The sequence below is a fragment of the Tsuneonella troitsensis genome (genome assembly GCF_001441535.1).
Taxonomy (GTDB): Bacteria; Pseudomonadota; Alphaproteobacteria; order Sphingomonadales; family Sphingomonadaceae; genus Tsuneonella; species Tsuneonella troitsensis.
Map to the genome: position 1 here is coordinate 107,467 of NZ_LMAU01000005.1, position 12,853 is coordinate 120,319.

Annotated in this window: 8 protein-coding genes; 5 read left to right on the plus strand and 3 right to left on the minus strand. The window is 64.2% G+C overall.

What is annotated here, in order from left to right:
* Positions 1-344: 344 nt before the first annotated feature.
* Positions 345-1,139 carry an acyl-CoA thioesterase gene (locus AR323_RS12000; protein WP_235510602.1) on the plus strand — a complete coding sequence of 265 codons (795 nt, stop codon included), beginning with the start codon at positions 345-347 and terminating at the stop codon, positions 1,137-1,139.
* Positions 1,140-1,161: 22 nt separating this feature from the next.
* On the opposite strand, the gene AR323_RS12005 is transcribed toward AR323_RS12000, so the two are convergent.
* Both AR323_RS12005 and AR323_RS12010 read right to left on the minus strand, forming a co-directional pair.
* Positions 1,162-1,965, minus strand: coding sequence for a crotonase/enoyl-CoA hydratase family protein (locus tag AR323_RS12005; protein WP_057884231.1), 804 nt, complete (start codon positions 1,963-1,965; stop codon positions 1,162-1,164).
* 65 nt (positions 1,966-2,030) lie between these two features.
* Entirely contained in the window at positions 2,031-3,557 is a 1,527-nt protein-coding gene (locus AR323_RS12010) for a tryptophan halogenase family protein (RefSeq protein ID WP_268810510.1), read from the minus strand.
* A 158-nt stretch (positions 3,558-3,715) separates the two neighbouring features.
* On the opposite strand from AR323_RS12010, the gene AR323_RS12015 reads away from it, so the two are divergent.
* The 4 genes from AR323_RS12015 to AR323_RS12030 all read left to right on the plus strand — a co-directional run bounded on the left by AR323_RS12015 (position 3,716) and on the right by AR323_RS12030 (position 11,878).
* Positions 3,716-7,000: a TonB-dependent receptor gene (locus AR323_RS12015; protein WP_235510604.1), complete on the plus strand. Its 3,285-nt coding sequence runs from the start codon at positions 3,716-3,718 to the stop codon at positions 6,998-7,000.
* Positions 7,001-7,180: 180 nt separating this feature from the next.
* Complete coding sequence (locus AR323_RS12020; RefSeq protein ID WP_057884232.1) at positions 7,181-8,230, plus strand: LacI family DNA-binding transcriptional regulator; 1,050 nt, start codon at positions 7,181-7,183, stop codon at positions 8,228-8,230.
* Between the two features lie 7 nt (positions 8,231-8,237).
* On the plus strand, positions 8,238-9,416 hold the full coding sequence (locus AR323_RS12025; RefSeq protein ID WP_057884233.1) for an MFS transporter: 1,179 nt from the start codon (positions 8,238-8,240) through the stop codon (positions 9,414-9,416).
* A gap of 77 nt (positions 9,417-9,493) precedes the next feature.
* Positions 9,494-11,878, plus strand: a complete 2,385-nt coding sequence (locus AR323_RS12030) for a glycoside hydrolase family 3 protein (protein WP_083495408.1) — start codon at positions 9,494-9,496, stop codon at positions 11,876-11,878.
* 29 nt (positions 11,879-11,907) lie between these two features.
* Here AR323_RS12030 and AR323_RS12035 read toward each other — a convergent pair whose 3' ends face one another.
* The gene (locus AR323_RS12035; RefSeq protein WP_057884235.1) at positions 11,908-12,681 is read right to left on the minus strand and encodes a class II aldolase/adducin family protein; all 774 of its coding nucleotides are present in this window, start codon (positions 12,679-12,681) and stop codon (positions 11,908-11,910) included.
* Between the last annotated feature and the right edge of the window lie 172 nt (positions 12,682-12,853).

Below are 12,853 nucleotides of genomic sequence, written 5' to 3' on the forward strand. Positions count from 1 at the left end.
GTGGCTGGTGCGCGCAAACAGCCCTGCGAGTGCGAACTCTCGCGGATTACTGCGGAGCGACGGGTGATTTGCAGTCCTCTGCGTAACCACTCCGCCATCGGGCCTCGTCCCCGACCAGACGCACGGTCCGTTCGAAGAAGCGGCCCCCTAGCGCCTTGCCGCGCGCATGGCAATTGTCCGTAGCGATTGCGCTTAGTGTCAAATCGATTGCCCTCAGGGGCCAAAGATCCTCACGACGATATCGAGGCGTACCGTATCAACGGTATTGATCCGAACTTGCACTTTGGCAACCGAGCGCGGACTGCACAAAGGCATACCGCAGCTTCTGGACGGATGCGCGCGGCGTGCTATCAATCGGCACGATGGAATTCGCCAACCTTGTCGATGCGGTTCCCGCCGACACTCGCCCGATAGTTCTTCCCGGCGCCGATCGCTGGATGCAAGGGCGCACGCTTTTCGGTGGCGCTTCCGCGGCGCTCGCACTGGTGGCGGCGCGCAAGGCGTTGCCCGATCTCCCGCCGTTCCGCGCGGCACAGGTAGGCTTCGTGGCGCCTGTCGGCGAGAACCTGGCCTTTGCCGTCTCGATGGTGCGTCAGGGCCGCAACGTCACCCAGGTTCGCAGCGACATCGCTTGCGACGGGAAGCTTGCGCTCACCGCGCTGATGCTGTTCGGCGAGGAACGCGAACCCAACGCCCTGCACCCCGCTGGCAAGGCCGCCCCCTGGCCCGGCCCGCCAGAGGACGCCGAGGACGTGGGCGGCGGCGGGCCGCAGTATTTCACCCAGAACCTCGAGATTCGCCGCGCTCAGGACGAGAAGGGGCCGGGCGTGCCGGTGGTGCGGCGCTGGGTTCGCCTGAAGGAACGCGACGGTCTCGATCCCGTCGTCCAGGCGCTTGTGCTAGGCGATGCGCTGCCGCCGGGATCGATGCGCGCGATGCGGCGCCAGGGACCGCTGTCGTCGATCAACTGGAGCTTCAACCTGCTCGACCCCGAAGCCAAGACACGCGACGGGTGGTTTCTCGCCGAGGCAGCGAGCGATCATGCCGACCATGGCTATTCTTCGGAACGCCTGCGGCTGTGGAACGCCGACGGCGAGCAGGTGCTTGCGGGGATGCAGGCGGCGGCGATCTTCGGCTAAGTAGCGGGTCGCTCGCAGATCGTCACACGTCTTCGTAGCGGGCCTTGCGCTTTTCCATCCCGGCCATGACGGCTTCCATCTGGTTGCGGGTGCGCATCAGCTTGTGCTGCTCGAGGCTCTCTTCCATCAGCAGGTCGTTGGTCGACTTGTCGGGCATCGAATTGGCGAGCCGCTTGGCGCCCCGTATCGCATGAGGGTTGCGATCGGCGATCGTCGCCGCGATCGCCGTGGCCCTCGCCAGCGGATCCGCATCGACGTGGGTGGCGAGGCCGAATGCGTGGGCCTCTTCTCCGCTGAACTCACGGTTGGTGTAGGTGAGCTCGCGCAGGAAATCGTCCCGGATGAGCCCGCGCCAAAGCGCGTAGCCGCCCATGTCCGGCACGAGGCCCCAGCGCATTTCCATGATGGCCATGCGCGTGTCGGGGGCGACGACGCGAATGTCGGCTCCGCTCGCGATCTGCAATCCACCGCCGAAGCAAACGCCGTGGATCGCTGCGATGACCGGCACCGGCAGCTTGCGCCACTGCATGGCGACCTGCTGCGCCAGGTTGGCATTGCCATAGGTACGCTCTGTCAGAGGCGGTTCGTTGCCGCGGTCGCGGCCGAAGTTCGACAGGTCGAGCCCGGCGCAGAAGGCGCGTCCTTCGCCGGAGAGAACTACCGCGCGCAGGCCCTTCATGTCATGCAGCGACTGTCCTGCCTCGATCATCCGGGCGAACATCTCGCCGTCGAGAGCGTTCATCTTGTCCGCGCGCACGAGACGCACCTGTGCGACCCCGTCATCGCCGAGTTCGATCCGCACACGATCGTTTTCACGCATGTTCATATCGCCAAGCCTTCAGTCGTTTCGGCGCGCATCGTTGCCCGCCGATCGCGACGCTGTCCAGCGGATCAGGCGGCGACGGCGGCCTGTTCTGGGGCCGGGCAGTAGCGTTTCAAGTAGTCGTGGTGCGTCGGCATCCGGTCGACCGCGAAACGCACCGATCGCTCGATCTCGTCGAATTCCTTCTTGAGGTCGGCGGCCGGAATGCGATCGGCCATCGGGTTGTGGCCCTGCATCGTGATGCCCTGGCCCATCATGACCGCGGCCCAGCTCGTTTCGGTGAAAAGTTCGTCTTCTTCGCGAAATATCTGCCCATTCAGACGGAAGAGTTCTACCTTTTCGACAAGCGAATCCGGCACTTTCATCGTGCGGACGTGGTTCCAGAACTCGGAATCGTCGCGCGTGGTGGCGTTGTAGTGAAGTACGAGGAAATCGCGGATGCGAACGTATTCCTTGGCCGTGAAGCGATTGAAGGCATCTTCCTGGACTTGCGTGATCCCGGCCAGCGAAAGCAGCGCGATCAGCTTGTTCACCCCGGTGTTGATGAGATGGATGGAGGTGGATTCGAGCGGTTCCATGAATCCCGCGGCGAGACCCAGTGCGACGACATTCCTGTTCCAGAATTTCTTGCGCCGCCCGGTCACGAAACGGAGGAAATTGGGGTCGGCCTGCGGTTTGCCGGCGAGGTTTCCGACGAGGATGTCATGCGCCTCGTCATCCTGCATGAATGCGCTGCAATAGACGTGACCGTTGCCGTTGCGATGCTGCAACGGAACGCACCATTGCCAGCCGGCGGAATGCGCGGTGGCGCGCGTGAACGGAGCGGGCGGCGATCCGTCTTCGCGCAGGCATGGCAGCGCAACAGCTCGGTCGCACGGCAAAAGGTGCCGCCAGTCTTCATAGCCCGTCTCGAGCGCCTGCTCGATGAGGAGGCCGCGAAAGCCCGAGCAATCGACGAACAGGTCCCCGGCGATCACCGTTCCATCCGACTTCGTCACCGAAGCGACGTGCCCGCTCTCGCCGTCGAGTGTCACGTCGACGACCTTGCCTTCGCTGCGCACGACCCCGCGCTTCTCGGACAGCGCGCGCAGGAAACGCGCATAACGCGTTGCGTCGATGTGGTATGCATAGTTGACCGGCGGCAGGTCCTGACCGCGAAAATCCTCGGTGCGGGAGAACTTGCCGAAATACGCGGCCATCGTTTCCAGATTGAAGGCCTGGATCGGGCGCCGGTCCGCCTCCGCCCTTGCCCGGTGCCAGTGCTGGTGAAATCCCACGCCGTCGATGGGATAGCCGTACGCCCCGAACGGGTGGATGTAGCTATCCCCCTGCTTGCCCCAGTTCATGAACTGGATGCCCAGCTTGAAGCTGGCCTGGGTAGCCGACATCATCTCGCGCTCGTCGATGCCGAGCAACTGGTTGAATTCCACGAAGGGGGGGATGGTCGCCTCGCCGACGCCCACAGTGCCGATTTCTTCGGACTCGATCAGCGTGATCGCAAGGTCGTTGCCTTCCTTCAGCCGAGACAGCGCAGCGGCCGCCATCCATCCGGCGGTACCACCGCCCACGATCACGATATTGCGTATCGGCTTCACGGCTCTCTCCCTCGTATGCCCGCGTAGTTGCACGGTGCATTCGCAATGCCAAATGTGAACGTTCAATATTTACTTGTGAACGTTCACGCAATGAATTATCGAAAGTTGCGAGCGGGGCGTGAATCCCGCCGTAAAGCTATAGATCTTGGGAGGATCGCTTGATTCGTCGTCACCGCTCCAGCACGGCTGCCCGCCGGCATTTCGCCCTGTCGACCGCATCGGGCATCGCGCTCGTCGCGTGTGCAGCCCAGCCCGCCTGGGCCCAGGACGCTGCCGCGGACCCGGCCGAAGAGACGGAAGAGACTGCCGAGACCGACGAGTCGGCGATCGTCATCACCGGTTATCGCGCGTCGCTGCAGAGCGCGCAGAACATCAAGGAAAACGCCGACACCTTCGTCGACGTGATCACCGCCGAAGATATCGGCGCCCTCCCCGACCGTTCGGTCGCCGAAGCGCTGCAGCGCGTTCCCGGCGTGAACATCGGCCGCTTCGAAAAGACGTCCGACCCCGATCGTTTCTCGGTCGAAGGTACCGGCGTGATCATTCGCGGCCTGCCCTTCGTTCGCTCGGAACTCAACGGACGCGACATCTTCTCGGCCACCGGCGGGCGCGAACTCAGCTTCAACGACGTTTCGCCCGAACTTCTCGGCCGGGTCGAGGTATTCAAGAACGTGACCGCCGACATGATCGACGGCGGCATTTCGGGCACGGTGAACCTCGTGACCCGCAAACCGCTCGACAGCCCCGGCCCCAAGCTCGCCGGGTCGATCGAAGGAAGCTATGGCGACCTTGCCAAGAAGTGGACTGGCGGTTTTTCGATCCTCGGATCGAACACCTTCGAAACCGACGGCGGTACGGTTGGTGTCCAGCTCGGCTACTCGCGCTCGAAGCTCACGACCCGCACCGATGCGACCCAGCTAACCGATCCGTGCTACCGCGCACCGACCCTCGACGGTCCCTGTATCCGCGTATCGCCGACCACCTCTGCAGGCGTCGGCGCGCCTACTTTCGACGAAAGCAATTTCCCGCCGGCAAACACCGTCGTAGCTCCCAAGGGCGCGGGCGTTCGCACGACCGAACTCGAGCGTGACCGCGAAGCCTGGTCGGCCGTTCTGCAATACGAAGATCCGACCGGCGACTTCCAGATGACGGCCGAGTGGCTGCGTTCCGACACCACGTTCTTCACCGACGAATATGCCATCCTGGCGCTCGTGAACGACGATCTGCTGTTCCCCGTTCCGCGCGCCGGCAGTACCTGGCAGTTCGACGAGAACGGCATTTTCCAGAGCGGCGTTCTCACCCAGCGTCCGGGCGATGCCTACGCCAATCCGTTCGGGCGCGGCGGCATCGGCATGGAATCGCTGCGCTTCCAGCGCGGTACGGAAGGCACGACCGAGGACTTCTCGTTCGATGCCAAGTGGCAGGCGACCGACCGCCTGCGTTTCAACTTCGAAGCGCAGCGCATCACGTCCGACCTCAGCCGCGATTCGATCATCGGCGCGATGAACACCTGGGCAGACGTTTCGATCGACGTGACCGGAAAGACGCCGCAAATCGAATTCCTCGCCCCCTCCGGCTCGCCGGCGGATTATTTCACGAGCGGCGACTACACCTATTACTGGTTTCTGCTCGACGCGATCGAGCAAAACGACGCCAAGCTCGACAGCCTGCGCTTCGATGCCGAATACGACATCAGCGATACCGGCTTCTTCAAGACCGCCCGCATCGGCGGTCGCTGGGCCGACCGCGAGCGGACTACGCGCAACACCAACTTCAGCACTTGGGGCAACCTGTCGGCTCCATGGGCGGGTCGCGCGGGCTGCGCGCCGTGGAATGCCGGGCCGAACTGCCCGTTCGTTCCGGGCCGGTTCTATACCGGGCTACCCGGACAGGAAAATGCGATCGCCGGCGGTGCCTATACCGACGAGTTCCCCAACTATTCGCAGATACGCAATCCGTTCGCGGAGAATTTCCAGCGCGGCAATGCACCCACTCCGCTGCCTGGCGGCGCGGCATGGTTCTTTGGCGGTGACGATTTCCTAGGCGAGTATCTGTCCGGTGAATCGAAGCGCCAGGCGCAGGAAATTAACATCTTCTCGCAGACTCCGAACCCGTTCTTCGGCGTGCAGGACCGCTCGTTCCAGCAGATCGACGGGACCGTTGTGCCGTGCGATCCTTACTGCCCGCCCGAAGTGTCCAGCGTGGGCGAAGTCACAAAGGCCGCCTATGCCCGCGTCGACTTCGGCACCGAGTTCGGCAGTGGCTGGAAGCTCGATGGCAACTTCGGCGTCCGCTACATCGAAACGAAGGTCCGCACCGGCGGTCTGATCGGCTTCCCGAACGGATTCTTCTTCGACACTGGACCAGCCGGAAACAACGACGGCATTGTCCAGGTCAACGAGATCGTGGGGCAGTGCAACCAGACGCCGCCCGGCCAGACACTGCCCGGCTATTGCAGCCTCTCACCTGCGCGCCAGCAGGAATTCGCCAATGGCTTCACCGGGGAATTCCTGGTCGATGATCGGGATATCGTGTTCGATCACTGGCTGCCCAGCTTCAACGCGAAGTTGGACGTCGGCGGCGGACTGCTGTTCCGTGCTGCCGTGTCCAAGGGCATTTCACGTCCGGATCTGCAGTTGTTCACCGCCGGTGGCGGTATCGGCGACAACACCAACGACCTGCGGCAGGAGGGCACGCTCGAGACGGGTCCGCTGTTCCAGTTGTTCACCGGCAACCGCAATGTTCGGCCGGTCGTATCCTGGAACTACGACTTCGGTGTCGAGTGGTACTTCGACGCGGTCGGATCGATCACCGCTGCGTTCTTCCTCAAGGATATCAAGGGGATCGTCAGCAACGGGATCGACCTTGTCGAATATACCAGCCCGGGCGGCACCTCGCTCGAAGTCGAGGTCAACGGGCCGATCAACTCGCAGGGAGGCACTCTCAAGGGTGTCGAACTGGCATACCAGCAGACCTACGACTTCCTGCCGGGCATCCTCAGCGGCTTCGGTTCGCAGCTGACTTATACGTACGTAGATGGAGGAGCGTTCGGGAACACGCAGGTCGGCGGTGCTGCCCGCACGACCTTCGCCGAACTCCAGCCGCTGGCGGGCATTTCAAAGCACACCGTCAACGCGGTGCTGTTCTACGAAAAGGGCCCGCTGTCCGCCCGCGCGGCATATAACTGGCGCTCGGACTTCCTGATCACCCCGCGAGACGACATCTTCCCGTTCTCGCCGATCTGGCAGGAATCGGGGGGTCAGCTCGATGCGTCGATCTTCTACACGGTGAACGACAACCTCAAGGTCGGCGTCCAGGGCGTCAACCTGCTCGACCAGGTCACGCGGACCAGCCAGGTGATCGACTTCGACGGCAACCGGGTCATCCGGTCGGCGTTCCGGAACGATCGCCGCTATACGTTCCTCGCCCGCTTCGACTTCTGAGGGGCGAACACGAAACGCATGCGGGCCCGGATCGGTGACGACCGGGCCCGTTTTCGTTCAATGTGCTGAATTGCCTGTGCTTGCCTTCCCGACGCCAAACAACCTAGGGACGACGCCACCGGAAGAGGGGCTGCAGCGCGCGCCCGTCGCTGTGTCGCCGATTTGGGGAAACACCTGACCATGGCTCGTCGCCGCCAGGCCGTCACCATCAAGCACGTTGCGGCCGATGCCGGGGTCTCGCTGCAGACCGTCAGCCGGGTGATCAACAAGGAACCGAGCGTCCGCCCGGAAATGCAGGAGCGGGTGCAGGCGTCGATCGACCGGTTAGGCTATGTCCCATCCATCGCTGCCCAGCGCATGAGCGGGTCGCGATCGTACCTGATTCTTGCGATCAACGACCGCGAGCGCACCATCGCCGACTGGCGCGCGCGGCAGGGTACCGACTGGGTCGACCAGATGCTGCTCGGCGGAATGCTCAAGTGCGCCGAGCACGGCTACCGGATGATTTTCGAGCTGGTCGATACGCACGACGATCATGTCGAACGCGAACTCGCCGCTGCGATCGCCGCGCTCCAGCCCGACGGCATCATCCTGACGCCTCCTCATTCCGACAACCCGCGGATCGTCGAGTTTCTCGGTCGCCAGAAAATCCCCTTCGTTCGCATCGGATCGCGCGAGGACGGTCCGGGCATTCCGCTGACGATGGATGATACCCGCATGGCGAGCCTCGCCACACGGCACCTGATCGATCACGGGCACAAGCGGATCGGCTTCATTGCCGGCTCGTCGGAATATCGCCTGAGCGCTCGGCGCGTCGATGGCTGGAGCGCCGCGATGGCAGAAGAGGGCCTATCGACCGACGGCCTGCTGGCCGAGGGGGATTTCAGCTACGCATCGGGAGAGCGTGCTGCAGCGGCTCTGCTCGATGCGGTCGCGCCGCCGACCGCGATCATCGCCAGCAACGACCAGATGGCGCTTGCCGCGCTCGAGGTTGCCCGAGCGCGCGACATCGCAGTGCCGGGCCAGCTCTCGTTGATCAGTTTCGACAACACGCCGCTGGTCCATTTCACCCAGCCTCCGCTGACCGCGGTAGACCAGCCGATCGCGGAGACCGTCTCATGCGCGGTCGACCTCATCATCCGCGCCCAGAAAGGCGAGGAGTTACCCGCCGGCGTAACCACCGTGCACGGATCGCTCGCCGAGCGCGCCTCGGTCGCTCCTCCCGCCTGACCGGTCGGTGACGACCCGCGCCATTCCTGGACGGATCGAGCGATTCATCATCGTCTATGCGCTGGCATGGGCTGGCGGCGCGATCGCCTACACGCCGTTCCTGACCCTGCTCATGCCGGAACGTATCGCGGGCCTGGTCGGACCGACGCGAGCGGTGGACTGGCTCTCTGCCCTCGCCTTCTGCGGCGCGATCGCCGCCAGCTTCGCACACATCGGATTCGGTTACCTGAGCGACGTGACGCGTAACCGCCGTGGATGGATTGCCGCAGGACTCGTGCTGTCGGGCGGGTTCCTCGCGCTGTTCCCTTACGCCAACGGGTTCTGGGAACTCGCTTCCCTGATCGTGTGCTGGCAATTGGCCTTGAACATGATGCTCGGCCCTCTCGGCGCGCTGGCCGGCGACGTGGTGCCCGATGCGCGGAAGGGAACGCTCGGCGGGTTTCTCGCTTTCGCGCCGGCGCTGGGTGCGGCGAGCGGCGCATTGGTGACTTGGCCCGGTTTGCTGGCGATGGAGATCAGGCCGGCGATCGTCGCCTGCCTTGTCGTCCTTTGCGTCGCGCCGGTACTCCTCATCCGCCTTCCGCCGACGGTAGACCATCCCGTCCCGGCGAAGGGACCGGATCGGCCGCAAAGGACCCGGTCGATAGTCGTGCGCATGTGGCTGGCGCGTCTTTCGTTGCAGATCGCCGAGGCGGCGCTGTTCGCCTTCCTTTACCTCTGGTTCCGGGCGGTCGATCCGACCCTCGGTGCGAGCCGAACAGCCATCATCTTCGGCGCCGTGCTCGCCGTTTCGGCCCCCATTGCGCTGATCGTCGGTCGCTGGGCGGACCGGCACGATCGTCCGCTTGCCCCACTCTCACTTACCGCCGCGATCTCGGCCATCGGACTTGTGTCGATGGCGCTGGCGCAGGGAACGGCGCCGGCCATTGCGGCATATGGCCTATTCGGGATCGCCAGTTCGGTATTTCTGGCGCTCCACTCCGCGCAGACTCTTCGCGTCTTGCCAAGACCGAGCCGGCGGGGCCGCGATCTCGGGATTTTCAATCTCACCAATACCACCCCCTCGCTGGTCATGCCCGCTCTTGCGCTGACGCTGGTGCCGAAGTTCGGCTTTTCGGGCCTGTTCGTCATGCTGGCCGTGCTCGCCGCTTTGGCCGCCACTCTGGTTCCACGCCGCGACCCCTGAAAGTCGCGGTAGCCGCTTGATTTAGCAGCCTCGCCGTGCCAGCTTGAGAACGTTCACAAAGAATGGGACGAGGACGGATGCGAGTTGGTTTTTTGACGGCGGTCGCATGTGCGGCGCTGGTTGCGGGTTGCACGCAAAGCCGGATGGAAGGCGCTGCTCCGGCATCCGCGGTCCCGTCCGCTCAGGCGAGTGAAGACACGCGCATAGCCGAGCTGCTTTCGCGCATGAGCCTGGAGCGCAAGATCGCGCAGCTCATACAGCCGCAGATCAATTCGTTCACTCCCGCCGACATGGAGCGATACCGTTTCGGTAGCTATCTCAACGGTGGGAATGGCGGTCCCTACGGCAACGAGTTCGCGCCGGCGGCCGACTGGCTCAAGCTGGCCGACGAGATGTGGACCGCGTCGACGGCTCCGCTGCCCGGTGGGGAGCCGGTCATCCCGACCATGTGGGGCACCGATGCCGTACATGGCCACACGAACGTAATCGGCGCGACCATATTTCCGCACAACATCGGTCTTGGCGCAACGCGCGACGCCGACCTATTGCGCCGCATCGGCGCCGCGACCGCAGCGGAAATCGAGGCGACAGGTATCGACTGGAACTTTTCGCCCACGGTCGCCGTCGCGCAGGACGACCGGTGGGGCCGGACTTACGAAAGCTATTCCGAGGATCCCGATATCGTCGCGCCGCTCGGCGCCGCACTCGTGGAAGGTCTGCAAGGCAGGACAGGCGCTCCGGACAGGCTCGGCGACGGGCGCGTCATCGCCACAGCCAAGCACTTCTTCGCGGATGGCGGTACTGCACAGGGCGTGGACCAGGGGGACGTCAACGGCGACATAGAAGCACTCAAGGCACTGCATGGACGCCCCTATCCCGCCGCGATCGCCGCCGGGACCGAAACAATCATGGCGAGCTTCAACTCGATCAACGGCGTGAAGATGCACGGCAACAAACCCTTGTTGACCGACGTCCTGCGTGGCGAGATGGGCTTCAAAGGCCTGGTTGTCGGGGACTGGAACGGTCACGGCCAGATCGCCGGTTGCAAGGTGGACGATTGCCCGCAGGCTCTCAACGCGGGTCTCGACATCTACATGGTGCCCGACGACTGGAAGGCCCTGCATGCCAACCTGCTTCGGCAGGTGACGGACGGGACCATCTCGATGGCGCGTCTCGACGAGGCGGTCGGTCGCGTCCTGCGCGTAAAACTCCGCGCTGGCCTGCTAGAGCCGGGCGCGCCCAAGCCTTCGGCCCGGGGCGTAGGCGGTCGGCTTGCGATGATAGGTGCGCCAGAACATCGGGCGATTGCGCGTGAAGCGGCGGCCAAATCGCAGGTCGTGCTCAAGAACGCCGGCGTGTTGCCGATCGCCCAGGGCGCCAGGGTGCTGGTTGCCGGCCGCGCGGCGGACAGCATCGCGCAGGCAGCCGGGGGCTGGACACTGACCTGGCAGGGCGGTGTAGAGCTGGACAATAAAACCTATTTCCCGGGCGCGACCTCGATCTGGGCGGGCATTGCGGACGCTGCCAGGAATGCCGGCGGTTCGGCGACGCTGTCTGTCGACGGAAGCTTTACCGCCCGGCCCGATGTCGCGGTCGTCGTTTTCGGCGAGGCGCCATACGCCGAATTCGAAGGCGACCGAAAGACGCTCGTCTTCGATGACGAGGAAGGCCTCGCGTTGCTCCGCAAATTCGATGCCGCGGGCATACCTTCGATCGCTGTGTTCCTGTCGGGCCGACCGATGTGGATGAATCGCGAGATCAACGCTGCCGACGCTTTCGTCGCTGCGTGGCTACCCGGGGGCGAAGGCGCGGGGGTGGCCGATGTCCTGTTCGGCAAGCGCCCGGCGACGGGGCGACTACCTTTCAGCTGGCCCGCCCAGTGCGACGGCAAGCCAGTGAACGGTCCCGAGGGCGCACTCTTCCGGGTCGGCTACGGCCTGTCGCTCGACGCCCCCCGCACGTTGGCAAGGCTAGACGAAACCTGCGGCTACCTGAGCGCCGGCCCGTCGGCGGACTGGTTCGTGGGTGGCCGTATGGCCGGCGACATCAGCGTGACCGCCGGCGGCCGGCCGCTCCCCAACCTGCGCGGCACGGCCGGTGGCATTACCGCGCGTGGCATCGACCGAAACCGACAGGAAGATGCGCGCGAGATCACGTTTTCGCCCGGCTCGAGCCTGGTCTTCGCCCAGCCGAAAGACGGTGTGGGGGCATACCGCATAAGCTATTTCCTGCCTGCCCAGCCCGAAAGACCGGTGAAGCTGACCGTCGGATCGAACACGATCGACATCACGCGCGAACTGGCACTGAGCGCGGGCAAAGGCTGGCGCGAGATGCTGATTACCGAAGCGTGCGCACCCGGCCTCGGTCGCAGTATTGCGATCGCGTCCGAGGGCCCGCTGACGATGCAGATATCCGCGGTCGCTCGCGAGGTCCTGCCCGATGGAGCGGATTGCTCCTTCTGAACTGAAACCTGATTTCCCCGAACCGCGCTTTAGTCGCGGAAGCTCGGGTCGATCCGGTCCAGCTTCCGTAGAAGCGCAGGCCAGGCCAGCGCCTGAGCCAGTGCGCCCATCCCTTTCGGATTGCTCTGCACTTCGACCTTTTCCGGGGTGCCCTGCGGTGGATTGTTGAGGTTCTCCCGGCCCGCTGCCAGCATGTGGACCTGGGCTTCGCACGCGCGCTCGAGGAAATAGAGCCGTAGGAAACACGACGCGACGCTGTCGCCGACCGCCAGCGTACCGTGATTGCGCAGGATCATCGCGTTCTTGGAGCCGAGGTCCTCCACCAACCTCTCGCGCTCCTCGAGGTCGGTCGCGATGCCTTCGTAGTCGTGATAGGCGATATCGTGCGATGCGATCATGGCGGTCTGCGTGTGCGGCAGCAGCCCCCACTCCATCGCGGAAACGGCCTGACCGTGCGGTGTGTGGAGATGCATCACGGCGTGCGCGTCTTCCCGTGCCATGTGGATGGCCGAATGTATCGTGAAACCTGCCGGATTGACCGGATGGGTCGAAGGCCCAACGGGTGCTCCATCGACGTCGATCTTGACCAGCGAGGACGCGGTAATTTCCTCAAACATCATGTCGTAAGGATTGATAAGGAAATGGTGCTCCGGGCCTGGCACCCTGGCCGAGAGGTGCGTGAAGATCAGGTCATCCCAGCCGTACAGCGCTACCAGTCGATAGGCCGCCGCAAGATCGACGCGGGCCTCCCACTCGCCTGGCGCCATTTCGCTGCCAGACCGAACGTTGATTGCCGTAGCCATTTGCCTCTCCTTCAAGCATCGTCGCTCCACGCCAGCGGCGGCTGAATGCGAACATAGCGCAAGTTGCCGGGCATTGAACAAACAAAATCCCGCGATCGGTGCAAACTGGATTGCCTCGGCCAAGCTAACTGCGGGTTCCTCGGGCTTGTCGAAATGGCACCAGCCCAAACGC